At 62.9% G+C, this 21,644-nt stretch carries 18 protein-coding genes; 14 read left to right on the top strand and 4 right to left on the bottom strand.

What is annotated here, in order from left to right:
- Positions 1-164: 164 nt before the first annotated feature.
- A complete protein-coding gene (locus AC1DVW_RS02755; RefSeq protein ID WP_477320981.1) occupies positions 165-1,115 on the bottom strand; it encodes a LysR family transcriptional regulator in 951 nt (316 codons plus the stop codon).
- A 93-nt stretch (positions 1,116-1,208) separates the two neighbouring features.
- Between AC1DVW_RS02755 and AC1DVW_RS02750 the strand changes: the two genes are divergently transcribed.
- The 11 genes from AC1DVW_RS02750 (at position 1,209) to AC1DVW_RS02700 (ending at position 11,504) form a co-directional block, all read left to right on the top strand.
- Entirely contained in the window at positions 1,209-2,084 is an 876-nt protein-coding gene (locus AC1DVW_RS02750; RefSeq protein ID WP_477320980.1) for a dioxygenase family protein, read from the top strand.
- The gene (locus tag AC1DVW_RS02745; RefSeq protein ID WP_477320979.1) at positions 2,081-3,094 is read left to right on the top strand and encodes a maleylacetate reductase; all 1,014 of its coding nucleotides are present in this window, start codon (positions 2,081-2,083) and stop codon (positions 3,092-3,094) included. The genes AC1DVW_RS02750 and AC1DVW_RS02745 overlap by 4 nt, the downstream gene beginning before the upstream one ends.
- 23 nt (positions 3,095-3,117) lie before the next feature.
- Positions 3,118-4,398, top strand: coding sequence for an ABC transporter substrate-binding protein (locus AC1DVW_RS02740; protein ID WP_477320978.1), 1,281 nt, complete (start codon positions 3,118-3,120; stop codon positions 4,396-4,398).
- A 3-nt stretch (positions 4,399-4,401) separates the two neighbouring features.
- Positions 4,402-5,121, top strand: a complete 720-nt coding sequence (locus AC1DVW_RS02735; protein WP_477320977.1) for an ABC transporter ATP-binding protein — start codon at positions 4,402-4,404, stop codon at positions 5,119-5,121.
- On the top strand, positions 5,121-5,828 hold the full coding sequence (locus AC1DVW_RS02730; RefSeq protein WP_477320976.1) for an ABC transporter ATP-binding protein: 708 nt from the start codon (positions 5,121-5,123) through the stop codon (positions 5,826-5,828). The genes AC1DVW_RS02735 and AC1DVW_RS02730 overlap by 1 nt, the downstream gene beginning before the upstream one ends.
- A complete protein-coding gene (locus tag AC1DVW_RS02725; protein WP_477320975.1) occupies positions 5,825-6,688 on the top strand; it encodes a branched-chain amino acid ABC transporter permease in 864 nt (287 codons plus the stop codon). The genes AC1DVW_RS02730 and AC1DVW_RS02725 overlap by 4 nt, the downstream gene beginning before the upstream one ends.
- 5 nt (positions 6,689-6,693) lie before the next feature.
- On the top strand, positions 6,694-7,782 hold the full coding sequence (locus AC1DVW_RS02720) for a branched-chain amino acid ABC transporter permease (protein WP_477320974.1): 1,089 nt from the start codon (positions 6,694-6,696) through the stop codon (positions 7,780-7,782).
- Positions 7,775-9,529 (top strand): FAD-dependent oxidoreductase, encoded by a 1,755-nt coding sequence (locus AC1DVW_RS02715; RefSeq protein ID WP_477320973.1) that lies wholly within the window; start codon positions 7,775-7,777, stop codon positions 9,527-9,529. Before AC1DVW_RS02720 ends, AC1DVW_RS02715 begins: the two co-directional genes overlap by 8 nt.
- A gap of 3 nt (positions 9,530-9,532) precedes the next feature.
- Positions 9,533-10,414, top strand: coding sequence for an intradiol ring-cleavage dioxygenase (locus tag AC1DVW_RS02710; protein WP_477320972.1), 882 nt, complete (start codon positions 9,533-9,535; stop codon positions 10,412-10,414).
- Between the two features lie 302 nt (positions 10,415-10,716).
- The gene (locus AC1DVW_RS02705; RefSeq protein WP_477320971.1) at positions 10,717-10,962 is read left to right on the top strand and encodes a hypothetical protein; all 246 of its coding nucleotides are present in this window, start codon (positions 10,717-10,719) and stop codon (positions 10,960-10,962) included.
- 308 nt (positions 10,963-11,270) lie between these two features.
- A complete protein-coding gene (locus AC1DVW_RS02700; protein ID WP_477320970.1) occupies positions 11,271-11,504 on the top strand; it encodes a hypothetical protein in 234 nt (77 codons plus the stop codon).
- 1,011 nt (positions 11,505-12,515) lie between these two features.
- Here AC1DVW_RS02700 and AC1DVW_RS02695 read toward each other — a convergent pair.
- Positions 12,516-14,495: an AI-2E family transporter gene (locus tag AC1DVW_RS02695; protein WP_477320969.1), complete on the bottom strand. Its 1,980-nt coding sequence runs from the start codon at positions 14,493-14,495 to the stop codon at positions 12,516-12,518.
- A gap of 266 nt (positions 14,496-14,761) precedes the next feature.
- Here AC1DVW_RS02695 and AC1DVW_RS02690 point away from each other — a divergent pair, with 266 nt between their 5' ends.
- On the top strand, positions 14,762-14,983 hold the full coding sequence (locus AC1DVW_RS02690) for an alkylphosphonate utilization protein (protein ID WP_477320968.1): 222 nt from the start codon (positions 14,762-14,764) through the stop codon (positions 14,981-14,983).
- 238 nt (positions 14,984-15,221) lie between these two features.
- A complete protein-coding gene (locus tag AC1DVW_RS02685) occupies positions 15,222-17,162 on the top strand; it encodes an acyltransferase family protein (RefSeq protein WP_477320967.1) in 1,941 nt (646 codons plus the stop codon).
- Positions 17,163-17,352: 190 nt separating this feature from the next.
- Here the strand turns inward: AC1DVW_RS02685 and AC1DVW_RS02680 are convergent, their stop codons facing one another.
- A complete protein-coding gene (locus AC1DVW_RS02680; protein ID WP_477320966.1) occupies positions 17,353-18,234 on the bottom strand; it encodes a transglutaminase family protein in 882 nt (293 codons plus the stop codon).
- 164 nt (positions 18,235-18,398) lie between these two features.
- A complete protein-coding gene (locus AC1DVW_RS02675) occupies positions 18,399-19,757 on the bottom strand; it encodes a glycosyl hydrolase (protein WP_477320965.1) in 1,359 nt (452 codons plus the stop codon).
- A 572-nt stretch (positions 19,758-20,329) separates the two neighbouring features.
- On the opposite strand from AC1DVW_RS02675, the gene AC1DVW_RS02670 reads away from it, so the two are divergent.
- Positions 20,330-21,241, top strand: a complete 912-nt coding sequence (locus AC1DVW_RS02670; RefSeq protein ID WP_477320964.1) for a YihY/virulence factor BrkB family protein — start codon at positions 20,330-20,332, stop codon at positions 21,239-21,241.
- The last annotated feature ends 403 nt before the right edge of the window (positions 21,242-21,644 follow it).

The raw sequence follows: 21,644 nt of genomic DNA, 5'->3' as shown, positions 1-21,644 counted from the left end.
ACCAGTTGCAGTGCCTTGTCCCGCAGGCCGCGTATGCCGCTCTCTGCAGTGATCAAAGCTTAGGCGGCAATTGTTGCAGCCGCCACCACGGTCTGTCCATGTGACTGATACTTTTTTGACGTTTTGAAGACCGCGGCGACGCAGTTGCGAACACGCCAACGATGTCAGGCCCCCCAGATCACCGCTTGCTCGTGGCGCTTGATCAGGTGCTTGAGGTTGTCGAAGCTCTGGCGGATGTGGCGGGCGAAGGCATCGACGGCCGGCGCGCGCGGCGTGTCGGCGCGCCTGAGCAGGCCGAGCGCGCGCTCGGGATGCGGGATCGCCACCGGCAGAGCGGTGATCGATTTGTCTTTGCGAAAGGCGAAGACGACGCTGTGCGGCAAAACCGTCAGCGCATCGGTTTCCTTCATGTAGTTGATGGCGCTGGTCAGCGACCCGCCGGAATAGCGGATTTTTATCTCGGTGGCGCCGAGCGACAAAAGCAGGCTGCGCAGATCCTCCAGCAGCGGGCTGCCGGGCGGCGGCGCGATCCAGGGGTAGTCGAGCAGATCGCCGGTTTTCAGCTTGCGGCGCAGCAGCAAGGGATGCGTGGCGCGGCAAGCAACGACATTGCGTCCGGGCAGGATCTCGCGGAACTCCATGCCGGACCCCTCCTCCAGGATATCGATCGGGCAGACGGCAAGGTCGATGCGGTCGGCATTGATGGCGGCGCGCAGGTCCGGCAGATAGCCATAGCTCTGGTCGACGCGCACATCCGGATAGGCGTTCTGGAAATCGGCGATCATGCCGGAGATCAGCGCATCCATGAAGAACGGCGTGCCGCCGACCCGCACCACGCCCGAACGGCCCTGGCTGAAATTGGCGACGATGTCCGAGGCTTTGCGCGACGCAGCCAGCATGACCTGGCCATGATCGGCGAGCGCCCGGCCGAGCGGCGTCGGCTGCAACGGCCGGCGCCCCTTCAGGAACAGCGGCTCGCCCAGCCGTTTCTCCAGCATCGACAAGGTGCGCGACACCGCCGGCTGCGACAGGCCGATGAGCGCCGCGCCCTCGGTGACGCCGCCGGCCTGGACCACCGCCGCGAGCTGAACCAGATGCCTTTCGTCGAGTTTCATAACGATATGATATATTAATCCGAGAAGAAATCATCATCTTCATTCATGGCCTGCGTTATGGTCCCCCTCGCGAAGTGAAACCTGGGGAGGACCATGTCGCAGGCCGGCCCATCATCATTCAACGAGGCCAACTCGTCCGAACTCGTCGCCCAGCGCCTGCTGAAGGCCAAGGCCGGGCCGCTGCCGCAATTCCTGGCCAGCGTCGTCGACCATCTCCACCAGATCGTCAGGGAAACCCGACCGACCGCCGCCGACTGGCGGCAGACCATCGCTTTCCTCACCGAGATCGGCCATGCCAGCGACGAGAAGCGGCAGGAATGGGTGCTGCTCTCCGACCTGCTCGGCGTCACCGCGCTGGTCGAGGAGATCAACTCGCGCCGGCCAAAAGGCGCGACGCCCAACACCGGTCGCGGCCCGTTCTATCGCGCCGACGCGCCACGGCTGCCGCTCGGCGCCGACATTTGCCTCGATGGCGTCGGCGCGCCGCTGACTGTCTCCGGGCGCGTCGTCGATCTCGACGGCATGCCTATTGCAGGCGCGACGGTCGAGACCTGGCAAGCGAATTCGCAAGGGTTTTACGAGAACCAGCAGCCGGATTTGCAGCCGGAATTCAATTTGCGCGGCGTCTTCACCACCGACAAGGATGGACGCTTCCACTATCGCACGGTGAAGCCCGCCGGCTACGGCGTGCCGGATGACGGACCGGTCGGACAATTGCTCGGCCGCATCGGCTATCCGCTCAGACGCCCGGCGCACCTGCATTTTCTCATCCGCGCCGACAATTTCGAGACGCTGACGACGCAGGTGTTCGAGCGCGGCGACCCGCGTCTCGACGAGGATGCGCTGTTCGGCGTCAAGCCGGAACTGGTCGGCGACTTCAACCACGTCACCGGGCAAGGGCGCGACAGCTGGGCGCTCGATTTTGGCTTCGTCATGGTGATGGCGCGTAAGGGGAGCCGGGCTGCATGACACGTTCCTTCATTTATTCCGGCAGTCCGGCGCATATCGTCTTCGGCAATGGCGCCTCGGTCGATGTCGCAAGCTGGGTCGAGAAACTCGGCTGCAAGCGCGCGCTGGTGCTGTCGACGCCGCACCAGGCCGCCGATGGCGAAGCGCTGGCGAAGACGCTTGGCGCGCTGGCGGCAGGCACCTTTTCGGGCGCGGCCATGCACACGCCGGTCGAAGTGACCGAAGCGGCGATGGCCAAGGCGAGCGACGTCGAAGCCGACTGCGTCGTCGCGCTCGGCGGCGGCTCGACCACCGGCCTCGGCAAGGCGATCGCCTGGCGCACCGACCTGCCGCAAATCGTCATCCCGACCACCTATGCCGGCTCCGAGGTGACGCCGATCCTCGGCCAGACCGAAGCTGGCGTGAAGACCACGCTGCGCGACCCAAAGATCCTGCCGGAAGTGGTGATCTACGATCCGGAACTGACCATCGGATTGCCGGTGGCGATGAGCGTCACCTCCGGCCTCAACGCCATGGCGCATGCGGCCGAGGCGCTCTATGCGCAGGACCGCAATCCGGTGTCGACGCTGATGGCGACCGAAGGGTTGCGCGCCCTCAAGGCTGCCCTTCCCGTGCTGGTGAAAGAGCCCAGGAATCTCGAAGCGCGCGGCGACGCGCTTTACGGCGCCTGGCTGTGTGGCACCGTGCTCGGCACCGTCGGCATGGCGCTGCACCACAAGATCTGCCACACCCTGGGCGGTTCCTTCGACATGCCGCATGCCGAGACCCACGCGGTGATGCTGCCGCACACGATCGGCTTCAACGCCGCCGCCGTGCCTGAGTTACTGAAGCCTGTCGCCGACATCTTCGGCAGCGCCGGAGGCGGCCTGCACGATTTCGCCAGATCCATCGGCGCGCCGCTGACGCTCAAAGAGTTGGGCCTCAAGCAGACAGACCTCGACCGCGCCGCCGGGATCGCGACGCAAAACCCGAGGGAAGACGCCCGCAGGACTGAAGACGAGCAAAGCTGAAGGTAACAAAGGGAGGAACAGCAATGATCACCAGACGCGAATTCATCAGGAATTCCGCCGCGACCGGCGTGCTCGCCGGCACCTCGGGGCTGGCCATGCCGGCCATTGCCCAGAATGCGCCGATCAAGCTCGGCTATGTCAGCCCGCAATCAGGCCCGCTGGCGGCCTTCGCCGAGGCCGACAAGTTCATCATCGACGGTTTTCTGGCCGCCACCAAGGCGGCCGGCCTCAACTACGAGGTGGTGGTCAAGGACAGCCAGTCCAATCCGAACCGGGCGGCGGAAGTCGCCAAGGAACTGATCGTCAACGACAAGGTCAATCTGATGCTTGTCGCCTCGACGCCGGAGACCACCAACCCGGTCGCCACCACATGCGAGGCCGAGGAAGTGCCCTGCCTGTCGACCGTGGCGCCATGGCAGCCCTGGTTCATCGGCCAGCAAGGCAATCCCGGCGATCCCGCTTCATGGAAGCCGTTCAACTATGCCTACCATTTCTTCTGGGGGCTGGAGGACGTCATTGCCGTGTTCACCAACATGTGGGCGCAGGTCGAGACCAACAAGAAGGTTGGCGGCCTGTTTCCCAATGATGGCGACGGCAATGCCTGGGGCGACGGCACTGTCGGCTTCCCGCCGGTGCTGGCCAAGGGCGGTTACGGGCTGACCGACACCGGGCGCTACCAGAACCTGACCGATGATTTCTCGGCGCAGATCAACGCCTTCAAGGGTGCGTCCTGCGAAATCATCACCGGCGTGATGATCCCGCCCGACTTCACCACCTTCTGGAACCAGGCCAGGCAGCAGGGCTTCACGCCCAAGGTGGCGTCGATCGGCAAGGCAATCCTGTTCCCGCAATCGGTCGAGGCGCTCGGCAAGTCCGGGCACAATCTGTCGTCGGAAGTCTGGTGGACGCCCAACCACCCGTTCAAGTCGTCGCTGACCGGCGAAAGCTCGGCGCAGGTGGCAGCGGGCTTCACCAAGGCCACCGGCCGGCAGTGGACGCAGCCGATCGGCTTTGTCCATGCACTGTTCGAGATTGCCGTTGATGTGATGAAGCGGGCTGGAGAACCCGGCGACGGCGACAAGGTGGCGGCGGCGATCGCGGCGACCAAGCTCGACACGCTGGTCGGACCGATCGCCTGGGACGGCGCCAAGCTGCCGCCCTTTGCCGCCAAGAACGTCGCCAAGACACCGTTGGTCGGCGGCCAGTGGCGGCTGAAGGATGGCGGCGGCTATGACCTCGTCATCACCGACAACAAGACCGCACCCAACATCCCGACCGGCGGGACGATGGAAGCGATTGCCTAGGCCATGCCCATTCTCGCGCTCTCCGATGTCTCGAAACGCTTCGGCGCCCTCACGGTCGCCGACGCGGTTTCGTTCGAGCTGCGGCAGGGCGAGGCACTCGGCATCATCGGTCCGAACGGCGCCGGCAAGTCGACGCTGTTCAACCTCATCACCGGCAACATATCAGTCGATGCCGGCAGCATCCACTTCGACGGCCAGGACGTGACCCGCCTGCCGCCGATGAAACGCTGCCTCGCCGGTGTCGGCCGTTCCTTCCAGATCCCGCAGCCATTCGAGAAGCTGACCGTGTTCGAGAACCTGCTGGTCGCCGGCGCTTTCGGCGCACGTAAGACCGAAGCCGAGGTCGGCGACCGCTGCGCCGAAATCCTGGTCGAGACCGGGCTGATCGAACGCGCCAACCATCCGGCCGGTGGCCTGAGCCTGCTGCAGCGCAAGCGGCTGGAACTGGCGCGTGCGCTGGCCACCGAACCCAGGGTACTGCTGCTCGACGAGATCGCCGGCGGCCTGACCGAAGGCGAATGCGGCATGCTGGTCGACACCATCCGCGCCATCCACAGAGGCGGCATGTCGATCATCTGGATCGAGCATGTGCTGCACGCGCTGAACTTGGTGGTCGAGCGGCTTTTGGTGCTCAACTTCGGCAAGATCATCGGCATGGGCACGCCCGATGTCGTCATGACGTCGCGCGAGGTCCGCGAGATCTATCTCGGGATCGAAATCTGATGGCTTTGCTCGAAACCAAGGCCCTCACCGCACATTACGGCGACTTCCAGGCGCTGTTCGGCGTCGACATCGTGCTGGATCCGGGCGAGACCATCGCCATCATCGGCGCCAACGGCGCCGGCAAGACGACGCTGATGCGTTCGATCGCGGGTATCCTCGCCAACCAACCTGACGCGGTGCGGTTCGACAGCGAGGCGATCGGCGCACTGCCCGCCCCCGACATCGTCGCGCGCGGCATTGCCATGGTGCCGGAGGGGCGAAAACTGTTTCCGTCGCTCAGCGTCGAGGAGAATCTTCTGATCGGCCGCTATGGCCGTGCCGTTGCCGGCCACTGGAGCCTTCAGAGCGTCTACGAATTGTTCCCGGTCCTGAAGGAGCGGCGCAGCAATCCCGGCACCGCGCTGTCTGGCGGCCAACAGCAGATGGTGGCGATCGGCCGGGCGCTGATGTCCAACCCGCGCGTGCTTTTGTGCGACGAGATCAGCCTCGGCCTGGCGCCGGTGGTGATCAAAGATATCTACGCCGCCTTTCCCGGTATCCGCGCGGCCGGCGCCTCGATCATCATGGTCGAGCAGGATATCGGCCAGGCGCTGAAAGTGAGCGACCGCGTCTATTGCATGATGGAAGGCCGCATCACGCTGGCGGGTGCACCCTCGGCGCTGACGCGCGAAGCCATCCACGCAGCGTATTTCGGAGCCGGCGCATGATGTGGCTCGACACAATCATCCAGGGCGTCCTGCTCGGTGGGCTCTATGCGCTGTTCGCGGCGGGCCTCAGCCTCGTCTTCGGCATCATGCGGCTGGTCAATCTGGCGCATGGCGACCTTATCGTGCTTGCCGCCTTCCTGATCCTGGTGCTCGTATCGGCCCTTGGCCTCAATCCGTTCGTCGCCGCCCTCGTGGCGATGCCGTTGATGTTCGTCATCGGCTGGGCGCTGCAGTTCCATCTGCTCAACCGCACGCTCGGCGCCGACATCTTGCCGCCGCTGCTGGTCACCTTCGGCCTGTCGATCGTCATCCAGAACGGCCTGCTCGAAGGCTTTTCCGCCGACAGCCGGCGCATCCCTGTCGGCGGTCTCGACTCCGCCTCGGTGGCGTTCGGGCCGATCAATGTCGGCGTCATGCCACTGCTAACCCTCGCCTCCGCCATCGCGGTGATTGTCGGTCTCAACCAGCTATTCTACCGCACGTCGCTCGGCCGCGCCTTCCGCGCCACTTCGGACGATCCTGTCACCGCCGGGCTGATGGGCATCCAGCCGAAGCGGATCTTCGCCACCGCCACCGGCATCGCCATGGTGGTGGTGACGATTGCCGCGCTCTATCTCGGCACGCGCGCCAATTTCGATCCGACCATCGGCCCGGCGCGGCTGATCTATGCCTTCGAGGCGGTGATCATCGGCGGCCTCGGCTCGCTGTGGGGAACGCTGTTCGGCGGCATCGTCATCGGCATCGCGCAGACCTTTGGCGCGGCGATCAACCCGGAATGGCAGATTCTGGCCGGGCACCTGGCGTTTCTGGTGGTGCTGCTGGTCAGGCCGCGCGGGCTGTTTCCGCGCGCGGTGGATTGAGCGCCATGACCGACACCTCTCTCACAAGCTGGAAAGTCGAAACGCGAACCAAGGCGTCCTCCGCGTTCGCCATCGTCGCCGCGCTCATCATCCTGTTTGCCTTCGCCGCGCCGCTCTTTGCCTCGCGCAGCGTGCTGCAGGACCTGTTCTTCATCCTCACCATGCTGGTGCTGGCGCAGAACTGGAACCTGCTCGCCGGCTATGCCGGGTTGGTCTCCGTCGGACAGCAGGCCTTTGTCGGTTTCGGCGCCTACGCCATGTTCGCCCTCGCCATCCTCGGCGGTATGGACCCGCTGATCGCGATCCTGCTCGCCGGTGTCGCCAGCGCCTTGCTTGCCATTCCCACCGCCTTCTTCCTGTTTCGCCTGCAAGGCGCCTATTTCGCCATCGGCAGCTGGGTCATCGCTGAAGTGGTGCGGTTGGCGCTGGCGCAATGGAAGATGCTGGGCGGCGGCACCGGCACTTCGCTGCCGCGTGAAGCGACCCGCGACATGCCGGCGCTGCAGCTGATCGGCGATCTGTTCGGCGTCAAATCATCCGGCGCCGGCGATATCCTGACCTACTGGCTGGCGCTGCTGCTTGCCATCGCCACGATCGGCCTCGTCTACCGTCTGCTGCGCTCGAAGCAGGGGCTGGGACTCGCCGCCGTGCGCGACAACCAGGAGGCGGCGCGCTCGGTCGGCGTCGACGCACGCCGGATGAAGACGCTGGTCTATCTGGCGGCGGCCTTCGGCACCGGGCTCGCCGGGGCGCTGATCTATGTGCAGAAGGCCCGGATCTCGCCGGACGCCGCCTTCTCCGTCGTCGACTGGACGGCCTATGTCATTTTCATCGTCGTCATCGGCGGCATCGGCACCATCGAAGGGCCGATCGTCGGCGTCATCGTCTTCTACATCCTGCAAAACCTGCTTGCCGATTACGGCTCCTGGTATCTGCTGATCCTCGGGCTGATCGGCATCGCCATCATGCTGTTTGCGCCGCGCGGCCTGTGGGGCCTGTTTGCCGAGCGCACGGGCATCCAGCTTTTTCCTGTCCGCCGCCGGCTGACCGGCGGACCAGTACCATCAAGCAAAAAGGGAGGACCGCATGGCTGACATTTCTACCGACGTGCTGACCATCGGCACCGGGCCCGCGGGCTCGGCAACCGCGGCGCTGCTTTCGACCTATGGCGTCGAGAACATGGTGATCAACCGCTATCGTTGGCTGGCCGCGACGCCGCGCGCGCACATCACCAACCAGCGCACCATGGAGGTGTTGCGCGACCTCGGCACGGAGGTCGAGGCGGAAGCCTATATGCATGCCACCGAACAGGATCTGATGGGCGAGAACGTGTTCTGCACCTCGCTCGCCGGCGAGGAGATCGGCCGCATGCGCAGCTGGGGCAAGCACCCGCTCAGCCGCGCCGAGCATCTGCTCTCGTCGCCCGCGCACATGAACGATTTGCCGCAGACCTTCATGGAGCCGCTGCTGTTCAAGACCGCCTGTTCGCGCGGCACGCAATCGCGGATGTCGATGGAGTATCTCTCGCATGTGCAGGATGCCGACGGCGTCACCACCACCTGTCGGGATCGATTGACGGGGAAGGATATCACCATCCGCTCAAAGTATCTGGTCGGCGCCGATGGCGGCAATTCGCTGGTCGCCGAACATGCCGGCCTGCCGTTCGAAGGCAAGATGGGTGTCGGCGGTTCGATGAACATCCTGTTCAAGGCCGACCTCTCCAGATACGTCGCCCACCGCCCGTCGGTGCTCTACTGGGTGGTGCAGCCGGGCGCCGATGTCGGCGGCATCGGCATGGGCCTGGTGCGCATGATCCGGCCGTGGAACGAGTGGCTGATCGTCTGGGGCTACGACATCAACCAGCCGGCCCCCAAGGTCGACGACGCCTTCGCCAGGAAGGTCGCGCGCGACCTCGTCGGTGATCCCGAACTCGAGATCGACATCCAGTCGGTGTCGACCTGGACCGTCAACAACATGTACGCCACGCAGACCTCCAAGGGTCGCGTCTTCTGCATGGGCGATGCCATCCATCGCCACCCGCCATCCAACGGGCTTGGCTCCAACACCTCGATCCAGGACGGTTTCAATCTCGCCTGGAAGCTCGCCCATGTCATCAAGGGCATAGCCGGCCCGAAACTCCTCGACAGCTATTCGCAGGAGCGTGCGCCGGTGGCCAAGCAGATCGTCACCCGCGCCAACAAGTCGATCGAGGAGTTTGGCCCGATCTTCAAGGCGCTCGGTCTGCTCGATTCCATCGATCCGGTGAAGATGCAGTCAAACATGGATGCCCGCTGCGACGACACGCCGGCGGCCGAAGCGCAGCGCGCCAAGATCCGCGAGACCATCGCCTCCAAGGTCTACGAATTTGACGCCCACGGCGTCGAAATGAACCAGCGCTATATCTCGAACGCCATCGTCACCGACGGCCAGAAGGAACCGGCGTTCACCAAGGATGCAGAGTTGCACCATCAGCCGACGTCATGGCCCGGCGCCCGGTTGCCGCATGTCTGGGTTCACTCCGACAGGGGCGACAAGGTCTCGACGCTCGACCTGACCGGTCATGGCAAGTTCACGGTGCTGACCGGCATTGGCGGCCAAGGCTGGCTCGACGCGGCAAAGGTGGTGGGCAAGGAACTCGGCACCGACATCACTGGCCATCTGATCGGTCCGCGCCAGAACTGGCAGGATTTTTCCGGCGACTGGGCACGCGCCCGCGAGGTGCGCGACAGCGGCGTGCTGCTGGTGCGCCCCGACCAGCATGTCGGCTGGCGCAAGGATGCAATCAGCAGCGACCCGACCGCCGACTTGCGCAAAGCCCTGACGTCAATTCTGGACAGGTGAGACATGGAAGCGCACGAAAAAGGCTTCTTCACCGAAGAGAATTCGGTCGAGGTCGTCACCGGCCGCAACAAGAACGCCAAGGACGCGCGGCTGAAGGCGGTGATGGAGGTCATCACGCGAAAGCTGCACGAGGCGGTCAAGGAGATCGAGCCGACGCAGGACGAATGGTTCGAAGCGATCCAATTCCTGACCCGGACCGGCCAGCTGTGCACCGACTGGCGGCAGGAGTTCATTCTTCTGTCGGATGTGCTCGGCGTTTCGATGCTGGTCGATGCCATCAACAACCGCAAGCCGTCGGGCGCTTCGGAATCGACGGTGCTTGGGCCGTTCCATCTCGCCGACGCGCCGGAACTGCCGATGGGCGCCAATATCTGCCTCGACAGCAAGGGCGAGGAGATGTTCATCCACGGCCGCATCCTCGACACCGAGGGCAGACCGATCGCCAACGCGGTGCTCGATGTCTGGCAGGCCAATGACGAGGGTTTTTACGACGTGCAGCAGAAGGGCATCCAGCCCGATTTCAACCTGCGCGGCGTGTTCCGCACCAGCGCCGACGGCCGCTACTGGTTCCGCGCGGTGAAGCCGAAATTCTACCCGATTCCCGACGACGGCACGGTCGGCAAATTGCTGCATGCGCTCGGACGGCACCCCTACCGCCCTGCGCATCTGCACTACATCCTCAAGGCCGACGGTTTCGAGACGTTGACGACCCACATTTTCGACCCTGACGACCCCTACATCAATTCGGACGCCGTGTTCGGGGTGAAAGAGAGCCTGTTGGCGGAGTTCAAGCGCATCGACGATCCGGCGCGCGCAAGAAAGCTCGAATTCGCCGGCCCGTTCTGGGAGGTCGAGCATGATTTCGTGCTGGCGAGGGCTAGCTGACACTGCAAGACATGCGGGCGGGAGGCAACCCACTGCATGCACCCTCAGGATCCCAAAACATTCCTGCAGCGGCAGGAAACTCTTGTCGCGGCGAAGTCGTTCTTGTCAGCAACGGGCGAGCGCATCGATCCTATCTGCGCAATCATCCCATGGGGATGGATCCACAAAACAAATATATAATTTAAACAAAACTCCTGACTTATTGGTTTTGTATTCCCTACATTGAAACTTTTGCTTTAAATATCCGTTTCTCCTTTCGATCGCAAACTGGACGATCCCAAAGCAAACGAGAGGAACTGACGATGAATATCAAGATGATCTGCCTGGGCGCCGTGGCGCTTTCGATGGTGAGCGGTGCGGCTCTGGCCGGCGCGCTCGACAATCCCTCCACGTTCTCCACCGAGACCAGCATGAAGAGCATGTCGTGGCAAGCGAGCATGACCACCGTGGCGAAGCCCGGAACGTGGAAGGAATGCAGCGACCAGACGATCGACAAGCAGCACAATGATTTCTGCAAGTTGACCATGCAGCTGGGCGGCGCGAATTAAACGCAGCTTGCCTCACGGATTGCGGCACAGAAATGGCGGGCTTGGCTCGCCATTTTCTCGCCGGCAACAACGGCCGCAGACCCAATCTTGTCGGCGTGCTGCCGTTGGCTCGACGACGCAGCCCGCCCTTTTCATGCCAAGCGCCGACCATGGCGATCTCCGGCGCCCATCTATTAACCGGCGCTCATGTGATTTCGTTTTGTCAACACCTTTGATCTCTGCCGACCCTGTACTTATAGGCAACTGAATCTGTTGCGATCATTCGGCTAAAGGTCAGGCTGCGGATAGTCAGCGAGATGGCTAGGGCGATGAAAACCTATCGCGTCGAAGAAATCGAAAACGACATCGTTCTGGCGACGCACCTGATTGAAGCACCGATCCCTTTCGAAGCCGCCGAACGGGCGACAAGAAGAGAAGTCACCTTGAGACGAGGTGAAACGAGCTGGATCAGAGTGACGGAAACCTGGATCAGGGCGGGTCAAACGACATCCAGGGAAAGAGTTTTCGAGTATGTGGCGATCGGCAGGGAACGACCTTCGTGAGGCTCACGCCCAGCGTCGGCTCTCTCGATGCCTCACAAAAAGCCCGCCGGCGCTGACCAGCGGGCGAATGGAGGTTAGAGCCACCAGGATTTAACCTGGCATCAAAGCCACGAGCCGGGACAGGTTTAGTTTCAAGCTGAACACAAAAAGCCGTCCGACCAGCGTGAGCAAGGACGCCCGTCGCGGCGATGACCTCGAACCGCCTGATTGTCATCGTCGGACGACAGCGCTTGATGACCATCGCCCCCGCCTATCACCGCCGCGTGAGGGTGGCCGATTGCGACGGCCATCCCCAAAACTGCTGCCGAAAAAATACACCCAAAAAAAGTCAAGTTGAAAACGCTCTGGCAAAACGCACCAGCCGGCGAAAAACCAGTCGATTCAAGCGCCTAGATGGCGGCTCAAGCGCTGCCGTTGACCCCGACCAGAGGCCATCAAAAACCGCAGAAAACCGCCTTTTCCCAAGCTTTTCATGGTCGCGAGAGTGCCGGCGCGGACCTTAAGCGCGGCCCCCAAAGTGGTTCGAAACAGCTGGTCAAGCGACCCGGCAGGCGGCGTTGACAGCGCCCACCGCCAATGGATATTCGCTCACCCATGGGTCACGCCATAACCGTGGGCTGTTGATAACGGGGCTGAGGGGTTTCGGGAACAACGGCATTGGCGGGGGCGCCGGACGGGCGGGCACTTACAAGTGTACCGCCCGCTCCTGGCAGCCAGCCCGTTCCCCACAGGGGGCGACTCCAAATGCGACTATTTGCGCTGATTATTCCGTTGACGCAGGTATTGCTGCTGTCACCATGGACAGCTTTTGGCGCTTGTCGAGCGTCGGCTTCTTGTAGATTTTCTTCATCATTGTCCCCACGCCCAAATTGATCCTTCGGCAGAAGTCTCCAGGATGGCAGCGTTGTCAAGTTATCGCTAAAATATGAGCTCCGGGTGCGCTGCTGCTCGGCCTGCTGGCCTTGCTGACACGCGGCCCGTGAAGAGACAGAAATCGAACTGGCCGCCAGCTCAGCTGGCGACCGCGAGCGGCACTTTCCTGGCAGCAGGCTGGCGGCGGCGCAAGCGACGCTTGGTGGCGAGCTTGAGCGCCACCGGCGGCTCGTTGGACAAGGCGCCAAGCGCGGCGTCGACCATGTCGTGGGCGACGAAATCGGCATTCAGGTCGCCGGCCAGTTTGGCGGCAGCCTCCTTGTCGTCGTTGCCGGTCTCCGACCAGAACACGATGCCGACCCTGAGTGCCGGCCGGGCGCGCTTCAACCGGCGCACCAGAAAGCGGGCGTGCTTGACGGAGTCGCGGTTGAGGAAGCCGACCACGACGGTGTCGACCGCACCGAGTTCAAGGCCGCGAATGCTTGCCGCTTCAATGTCGGCAAAGCTCGCCTTCGAGGCCGTCGCCCCTTGCACTTCCAGCACCTGCGCCAGCATGGCGGCGGCGGCATCGTCGAGTTCGCCGCGGCCGCCGGCACACAGCACCGAGATGCCGGCGCCGTCAGGCAGTTCGGTGTCGTCCTCGCTTTCTTCCGCTGCCTCTTTTCCCGCGTCGACCTTGGCGCCATCGGCCGGCTCCTCGTCCTCGTCCGCTTCCTCCTGTGCACTGTCGTCGAGGTTCGCCACCAGCGTCAGCGCACTCGCCGCCACCTGCCGCCTTTGCTGGTCGCCCATGACGCCACGCACGCGGTCCTGCTCGCCGAGCAGCAAGGCTGGAATGGCGACCTTGTCGTAGAACTCGACCAGATATTTTTCCTCCAGCATCTCCTCGGCATGGTCGGTGGCCTCGTCGGGATCGCCGGCCAGCAGCCGCTGGTAGAGCCTAGCATGCGGTTCCAGCACCGGCTCGTTGCCGAACAGCACGTCGAGAAATTCGAACTGCGGCACGTGCCGGCCGAGCACGACCAGACAGACGGTGAGCGGGGTCGACAGGACCAGGCCGAGCGGTCCCCACAGCCAGGTCCAGAAGATCGCCGCGACAATGATGGCCAGCGGAGACAGCCCGGTGCGCGAGCCGTAGAGCCAGGGTTCGATGACGTTGCCGGTGACCAGCTCCATGACCACGAACAGCCCGGCGGTCCACAGCACCAGCGACCAGCCGGGCGCCACGGCCAGTGCCAGGAACAGCGGCAGCAGCGCGCCAATGACCGGGCCGATATAGGGAACGAAGCGCAGCGCCAGCGCCAGCAACCCCCATAGCAGCGCATTGGGTATGCCCAGGATCCACAGCCCGATGGCAATGGGGATGGCGTAGACGGTGTTCACGATCAGCTGCATGATCAGATACTGCCCGACCCGCTTGCCGGCATCCTGCAGCGCCTGGGTGGTGCGGTGAAGATCGCCATAGCCGACGAGACGTATGAAGCGATCGCGCAGATCCTCCCGCTCCAAAAGCATGAAGATGACGACGATGACGATCAACCCGGCCGAGGCCAGCGGGCTGATCAGCGGACCGACCAGGTTCTGCAGAACCTGCAGCGGCCGTTCGCGGGCGACGATCTCGACCGGCACCGGCTCGCGCTTCGGCTTGTCGGCGACAGGCGGCGACGGATCCTGCTGGTCGATCTCCTGGCCGACGCGCTCGATCACCCGGCTCAATCTGGCAATGATCCCGCCCTCGACGCCGGTTTGCTTGAGCGAATGGATCTTGGTCAGGATGTTGGTCTGGTAGACCGGAATGTTCTGCGCCAGTTCGCTGACCTGCGTGGCGACAATGAAGGAGAAAAAGGCGAGCGCGGCAAAGGCGCCGAGCACGCTGACGATGACTGCGGGAAGGCGGGGAATGCCGACACGCTTCAGCGCCGACACCACGGGGGCAAGCGCGAAGGTCAACAGCAGCGCGATGGCGATCGGCAAGAACACCTCGCGCCCGAAATAAAGTGCTGCCACCGCCGTCACGATCGTGGCGACGGTAGGCAATGAGGTGCGCGGATGGATGTTGGCGGCGGACAGAATGCCGGCCAGTCCGGGCTGCGTGCCGTTTCGACGATTTGCCGCCACTGAATGTCTCCCCTGCCAACCGCCATGATCGGGTATATTTAGCTGGCGTGCAACTAAGTATGGCTGGCGAATTGAGAGCGCACCTCTGGCTTCGACCCTGTGGGGCGAGGTTCGGATTGCCCCGATTTGTCCTTCACAAATCGAATGGCAATCCGGGTCAGGGGTGAGCCTCCACCAAGCTGCAAGGCTGCTCGGCGCGCTTGACCGTGTCGGCATCGGCGGGATAAGCCCGGCGCTGTTAATGACTGCCCAATGAAAGATCCGACATGACAGACGCGATCGTGAAAGACAGCAATGGCGCGCAGTTGCACGGGGGCGATTCCGTGACCCTGATCAAGGATTTGAAGGTCAAGGGCACGTCGGAGACGATCAAGCGAGGCACGCTGGTGAAAAACATCCGCCTCACCGACAACCCCGGCGAAATCGAGTGCAGCACAAAGCAGGTCAAGGGCCTGGTGCTGAAAACCGAGTTCCTGAAGAAGGCGTGAGTGCGCGAGCGCAAGCTGCCAATCTCCCCTTATGTTGCACCGCGATAAATTTGTTGCATTGCGATATCGGCCTGTAGGGTCGAGTCTTTGCATCGGGCGGGCTGTCAACGGCTACGGCCCCACGCGTCCATTCCGGCGCGCAGGGACGCTGTAGCACGTGTGATCCCGGCGAGATTGTTACGGCGTCTCGCCAGCCGGACCTTCGGTTCGGGATCATGCGACAGAACGAGGTTTCACTGTGCCAGCATCGTTCCGGCCCGATATCGAAGGATTGCGCGCGCTGGCGGTGGCCGGCGTGATCGCCTTCCATTTCGGCCTGACCGGCCTGCCCGGCGGCTTTGTCGGCGTCGACATCTTCTTCGTCATCTCCGGCTATCTGATCACCAAACACCTGCTGGCCGAGATCGGCGAGACCGGGCGGCTGAACCTGTGGCGCTTCTACGCAAGACGGGCCAGGCGGCTGTTGCCGGCGGCGCTGTTCGTCATCCTGGCCACGCTGGTGGCGGGTGCCTTGATCCTGTCGCCGGAGGAACAGGCGCTCTATTCTAAAGGCGCCATGTACGCCTCGGCCTATGCGATCAATCTGTGGCTGATCCGCTGGTCGTTCGACTATTTCGCCGCCGACGCCACCAGCAACCCGTTCATCCATTTCTGGTCGCTGTCGGTCGAGGAACAGTTTTATCTCGCCTGGCCGGCGCTGCTGCTGCTGGCGGCATGGCTCAAGCCCGGCAAACGCGGCGCTATCCTGGCGATCGGCATCACCGGCGCGGTGTCGTTCGCCGTCTGCGCCTGGCTGACCACAGTGGCGCAGCCCTGGGCGTTCTATTTCTCGCCGCTGCGCGCTTGGGAGTTCGCCGCCGGCGGGCTGACGACGCTTGCGCCGCCAAAACTCTGGCAGGAGCGGCCAAAGCTCGGCTCCGCCCTGGCATGGCTCGGCCTGGCGATGATTGCCGGCGCCTATCTCAGTTTTTCCGAAGACGGCCCCTTCCCCGGCTTCCTGGCGCTGCTGCCGGTTGCCGGCACGGTGCTGTTGCTGTTGGCGGGAGCGGCCGGCGTCAGGAATGGCCCCAGTGCCATCCTGGCGCTGCCGCCCTTGCAGTGGGTCGGCAAGCTCTCCTACTCGCTCTATCTCTGGCACTGGCCGGTGATCGTCTATGCCGCGATGCTGGTGCCCGACCTTTCGCCGCTGCAGCGCCTCGGCTGTCTGGCGCTGACGCTGGTGCTGTCGCTGTTCACCTATCATGTCATCGAGAACCCGATCCGCCGCAACCGCTGGCTGATGGCCAATGCGGCGCGGGCGCTGGTGCCGGCCGCAGCGCTGACCGTTGCCGGCGTGGTGGCGGCCTATGCCAATGCGCGGCTCGTCATGCATGATCTCGACCCGCAGCAGCGCAGCATCGCCGCCAGTGCGGCGCGCCCCTCCACCGCCCGCAAGGCCGGCTGCGTTCTCAGCTATGAGACGGTGACGCCAAAACCCTGCATGTTCGGCGAAAAAGCCGCCGGGCACACGATTGCGCTGTTTGGCGACTCGCACGCCGATCACTGGTCGACGCCGCTGATCGAGGCGGCTGAGAAGAACAACACCAAGGTCGTCACCTGGCTCAAATCCTCCTGCCGGGCCTCGCGGATGACGGTCTGGGTGAGCAAGCTGAAACGCGACTACACCGAGTGCGATCAATGGCGCGAGCGATCGATCAAGCAGATCATCGCCGCGCGGCCGAGCCTGGTGGTGATTTCGGAGATCGCGCAGACGAGTTTGCGCAAGATGTCGGCCGGCATGCAGGCGCCCGACAGCCAGGATGCGGACTCGCGCGCCGCGCTGCGCTCGACGCTGCAAGCGTTCAGCCATGCCGGGCTGAAGGTCGCCTTCATCCGCGACGTGCCGTTCAACGATGAGCATGTCGATACCTGCGTGGCGCGTGCGCTGTGGCGGGGGCAAATGCCGTCGCTATGCGACCAGAAGCGGACCGACGCCGCCAATGACGCAGCCGCCGCTGTCGAGCGCGACATCGTGCGCACCATTCCGGGCGCCAGCTACATCGACATGACCAACCAGTTCTGCGACGCCAAGACCTGCCACGTATTCATCGGCGGCCAGCTCGCCTACCGCGACCGCCATCATCTGGCGACGCCGTTCGCGGAATCGCTGGAGCCGGCGGTGGAACGGGCGCTGTTTTAGGGGAGTGAGATGAGAACAGCGGGGGCGCTGGCGGCCTGACCTTTCTCCTCGAGGGAGAGGTCACATTGCTCCGATCCGTCCCCTCCCGGATCGGGCAAATGCGGGTGAGAGGTGATCTCCAGGCTGGAACACCTCTCACCCGGCTCCAGCGTGTCGTCGCCAGGCTCGAAGAAACCCACGCCGAGGGCGCCTATGGTGCGGTTTCCTTCGTCACCTTCACCTCGACGGTCATGCCCAGAAAACTCGAGGCACTGCCGGAGTAGCTTCCAGAAAGCGGTATGGCCTGTTGCGGATGCCTGGCGACCGCCACCCTGATCAAATCGCGGTTGCCGACAATGCCATTTGTGGGATCGAACTCGACCCAGCCGGCGCCGGGCAGGTAGACCTGGCACCAGGCATGCGTCGAGCCGCCGCCACGCACATCCGCACTGTCGCGGCTCGGCACATAGACGTAGCCGGTCACGAAGCGGGCAGCAAAGCCCAGCGAGCGAACCGCTTCCATCATGAAAAGCGCAAAGTCCCGGCAAGTGCCTTTGCGCAGATGCAAGGTCATCAGCGGCGGCTGCGTCCCGGTTTCGAACCGACGGGAATAGACGAAGCTCTCGTGGATGGCGTAGCAGAGCGTCATCAGCAATTTGCCGGTCTCGGTGTGTCCCGCGGCACTGACGAACTGTCGCGCCCATTTGCCGATCTCGTCGCCGTCGTCGGGATGATGGCGCTCTATGGTCTGCGCGAGGTCGGCCGCCTCGTCGGGATCGTAAGAGAATGGATAATTCAGCGCGGCCTCATCGATGCGGAAATCCGGCGCATGCTGCGGCGTGTGATCGAGCCGGATGTCGGTCGCGAAACGGAGTTCACTGGCCGAACCCTCGAAATCGATCACCGCAACGCAATTGCCAAAAACGTCATGGATCCAGCCAACCGCCTTTGGCTCGGGGTCCACGGACAAAGCATGGTCCAGCAACCGCTGATCGAAACTGTCGCGCGGCCTGAACATCACCCGGTGCTCGCCAAAGCTCACGGGCTGGCGATAGCGATAGACGGTCGTGTGCTTGACTGAGAAGATGGGCATCGGCATCCGTCGGCGAATTCACCTGCGGCGCAATCATATAATGTTTTCCTCATACTTCCGATGGGTCCTGGTCGGAGCCGGTCCGACCTGTTTCCGCTGCGGCGACCCCTTCCGGCAGGGTCGCGAAAGGGCGACGCCGGCGCCTTGCCGTAGAGACGGCTCCATCATTGCATGCTGGGTGAAAGCGCGATGACAATCGGATGGTCGCTGAGCGTAATTTCGAGCGAACGCAAATTGCTCAGCGTTTGGACAGGCTCAACGCCAATTGTTGGATCGTAGGTTCTTACCGACGCGTGCGTGTCGCCAAAATGGACCGTCACACGGTCTTGACCGCTCAATCGTTCGTCCCACACGACAAGTTGGAACGTGCCGTCGCTGCGCTGCAGGAGCAGATCATGAACGGTCTCGGGTTGGTCTGCGATCGTGAAGTCGAGCTGGCCGGGTTTGGCTAGGATACCTTTGTCCGCCAAAATCGTCGTAAGGTTGTGAAGGTAGATCGCCGCCTTGCGCGGTGAATAATCCGCCTTGTAGAAGCCGAAAGATTGGTTGCCGCCTTCGTCGGTACGGTCCCGCAATAGATAGACCGATGTATGGGCGTAGCCGCGCTTGAACTGCGCGAGGTACAAGCTCATCAAATACAAGCCGTGCATTTGTTCCGTGACCGCACCTCCGATCGTGGTCCCGGTCTCGGTCGTGACACGCGGCAGCGTATCGAGTTGCTCCTGGGTGTAACCCCGAAACCCTCTCGCCCAGGTGACGCCGAAATTGCCGAATAGCCCGTCCACCCTGGATGCGGCGGTTGGATCGGCAGCGCGCCACGTCTTGTTGTCGGCCGGATACGGCGAATGTGAGTGATAGATGTAGTTGTGCACATTAGCGTAGTCGGCATACTTCGTGCCGTCTGGCATCAGGGTTCCGGCGCCGGGCGGGATCGTAAGGAACTGAAGGCCGACATTGTCTTTCTGCGCGCCGGGTTCCGAGATCGACCAGACAGGATACTTGGCAAGCACCGGATCGCTTTTGACAGCCTGGTAGAGATCGCGCTGAAGCTTTGCGACGGCCATCCACGAGCGCTCGCTACCGCCGCCCTTCTCGCCCTGATAGGTGACACCCCAGTTGTTCGGCTCGTTGTTGCCCTCGAACGCGAGCAGCGCGCCGGCTTCAGCAAGCGCCTTACCTGTTTCGACCAGCTTCTTCACATCAGTCCCACCACTGACCAATCCCCAATTCAGGCGCACGCCGGTTTCGCGATGCAGATCGAGAAAGGTTTGGATGGTTGTAGGACCGTTGTCGCTCAGGCCTTCTATTCCCGCCCTTACCCATCGAAAGCCGCAATAGCGGACCATTTCGATCGTCCTGGCCAACGGCTGGCCTCGATCGGGGAATGTGGAAACGACGCCGATGCTGTTGAGAAAGTCGTTCGTCGCAATGGCGGTTTGGGGCGCCGCAAGCGAATGGCCAAGGGGCACCACAGCCAGCGCCAACCACGCGAGGGAGCAAAACATTTTGGAAGGGGTGATCATCGCCTGGGAGCCTCACTAAACCACACCTCACCATGGCGCATGAGCCAGTGCTCGCGAAAGCTCACCTTCTGGCTGAGCGATACACGGTGGTGTGTGCTTGACTGAAAAGATGGTGGCTTCCGCGGCGCCCGCTTGCGCAGGTCTCACCGCTTACCGACCATTAGCGGGGGACAACCGTCCGAACGGGGTTATGTTACAGAGTTGCTAATATTAGGGTCAGCCTTGGCCGGCTTGCCCCCGAAAGAGACCCCCAAGCCGGTCAGGCCCGATGGCCCGTCGAACATACCCCAACAGGCTGTCGGGCCGCTGCCGTCCAGCGACCTCCTGTTGTCTTGCCTTCGCCAAGATGAGGTCGCGCCATGACGCCGCATCTCAGTTTTGAGAGGGGCTGCGAAACTCTTGCCGCTCTCGCCAACGGAACATCAGAAGTGCTGGCGCATTGCTAGTGAACGCCAATGTGGCGCACTGCCCACGGTCCCAAGATGCGACGCGCGATCACAGATGTATGGGAGTTGGTGCGAGAAAGCGTAGTTGGCTTTGTCAACGACAATGCTCTTAGTCATGGCGCAGCAATGGCTTTTTACGCCACCACCTCGTTGGCGCCAATTCTGCTCATCGTGGTCGCAATCGCGGGTCTCGCTTTCGGTCATGAAGCTGCGCAACTGGCTTTGTCTGCCCAGATTTCAGGTCTGATGGGTCCAGAAAGCGCAGGTCTTCTTCAGACCGCGCTAGAGAGCGCATCCGGCAAATCATCCGGCACCTGGGCGGCGGTCATTGGCTTCGTCACCCTGTTGGTGACCGCATCTGGTGTCTTTGGCGAAATTCAGCAGTCGTTGAACGCGATATGGAAGGTCCAACCGCAGGGCAGTTCGTTGTCACGTCTGGTGCGCGCTCGTGCGGCAAGTCTGGGACTGGTCGGGGCACTTGGTTTCATGTTGCTCGTCTCTCTCGTCGCCAGCGCGGCGATCTCGGCACTGGGCAACATCATCAACGCTCAGTTGCCGTTCGGCACAATCGTCCTCAGCGTGATCAATGCGGTGGTTTCGTTTGTCCTGATCTCGGCGATGTTCGCCTCCATCTATAAGATCTTGCCTGATCGAACCCTGGAATGGCGCGATGTCGGGATAGGGGCCGTTGTGACCGCTGCGCTGTTCACGTTCGGGAAATCGCTTGTCGGTTGGTATATCGGCTCCAGCGCGATCGCGTCTTCATACGGGGCTGCCGGTGGGCTGCTCGTCATACTGCTCTGGGTCTACTACTCGTCGGAGATTTTTCTTCTCGGTGCGGAATTCACCCGCGCCTATGCCGTTCGACACGGCAGCAGGTCCGATCTTGACGCGCTGGTTCACAGTGCCTCGCCTGCACAACTCGTCGTGCCATATCGCGCTGAGCAGTCGAGTTCGGCTGGCGTTGTCGCGCTGTTAGCGGTGGCATGCGCGAGCGCAACGCTGACCAACCTGTTGCTCGGTCTTCGCCGCCCGTGATGGAGGCGGGAGGGAAACTCGATCCTGAAATCGACAGCGCTTTCCGGCAAGGTTGCGGCTAGACCACGATAAACCGCTTCCCTGAAGAGAGAAGCCCGCCGCACTCACGAACGACGGGCTTCGGCCTGCGCCACTGGAAAGCGCGGCCCGCAGCGCTCCCACTCACTGCTCACAGCGTAAACGAATAACCTCGGCGCGGGTTTCAAGAAAAAGCCGGCAGCACGAGCCAGTCGGTTCTGTGGAAGTTGCTAGTTCTTTGAAGGCGGCGAAGCGATGAATGCGACGACTTTTCCAAGCAGCTCGCGCTTCACCAGCGTCGGTCGTTTATATGTCTTCTTCATAAGGATTCCCCAATTGCCCGATTGTTTGGACATGCCTTTGCTCAACAGCGGCTGTCAAGCCA

This window comes from Mesorhizobium sp. P3_B5 (assembly GCF_056402815.1).
This window is presented reverse-complemented; position numbering and strand designations above follow the sequence as displayed.

Coding starts and splice junctions, on each gene's coding strand:
- AC1DVW_RS02730 (WP_477320976.1), top strand. CDS start 5,121: ATGGCTTTGCTCGAAACCAAGGCCCTCACCGCACATTACGGCGACTTC.
- AC1DVW_RS02745 (WP_477320979.1), top strand. CDS start 2,081: ATGACACGTTCCTTCATTTATTCCGGCAGTCCGGCGCATATCGTCTTC.
- AC1DVW_RS02675 (WP_477320965.1), bottom strand. CDS start 19,757: ATGATCACCCCTTCCAAAATGTTTTGCTCCCTCGCGTGGTTGGCGCTG.
- AC1DVW_RS02750 (WP_477320980.1), top strand. CDS start 1,209: ATGTCGCAGGCCGGCCCATCATCATTCAACGAGGCCAACTCGTCCGAA.
- AC1DVW_RS02715 (WP_477320973.1), top strand. CDS start 7,775: ATGGCTGACATTTCTACCGACGTGCTGACCATCGGCACCGGGCCCGCG.
- AC1DVW_RS02740 (WP_477320978.1), top strand. CDS start 3,118: ATGATCACCAGACGCGAATTCATCAGGAATTCCGCCGCGACCGGCGTG.
- AC1DVW_RS02690 (WP_477320968.1), top strand. CDS start 14,762: ATGACAGACGCGATCGTGAAAGACAGCAATGGCGCGCAGTTGCACGGG.
- AC1DVW_RS02670 (WP_477320964.1), top strand. CDS start 20,330: ATGGCTTTTTACGCCACCACCTCGTTGGCGCCAATTCTGCTCATCGTG.
- AC1DVW_RS02705 (WP_477320971.1), top strand. CDS start 10,717: ATGAATATCAAGATGATCTGCCTGGGCGCCGTGGCGCTTTCGATGGTG.
- AC1DVW_RS02725 (WP_477320975.1), top strand. CDS start 5,825: ATGATGTGGCTCGACACAATCATCCAGGGCGTCCTGCTCGGTGGGCTC.
- AC1DVW_RS02735 (WP_477320977.1), top strand. CDS start 4,402: ATGCCCATTCTCGCGCTCTCCGATGTCTCGAAACGCTTCGGCGCCCTC.
- AC1DVW_RS02755 (WP_477320981.1), bottom strand. CDS start 1,115: ATGAAACTCGACGAAAGGCATCTGGTTCAGCTCGCGGCGGTGGTCCAG.
- AC1DVW_RS02710 (WP_477320972.1), top strand. CDS start 9,533: ATGGAAGCGCACGAAAAAGGCTTCTTCACCGAAGAGAATTCGGTCGAG.
- AC1DVW_RS02680 (WP_477320966.1), bottom strand. CDS start 18,234: ATGCCCATCTTCTCAGTCAAGCACACGACCGTCTATCGCTATCGCCAG.
- AC1DVW_RS02700 (WP_477320970.1), top strand. CDS start 11,271: ATGAAAACCTATCGCGTCGAAGAAATCGAAAACGACATCGTTCTGGCG.
- AC1DVW_RS02720 (WP_477320974.1), top strand. CDS start 6,694: ATGACCGACACCTCTCTCACAAGCTGGAAAGTCGAAACGCGAACCAAG.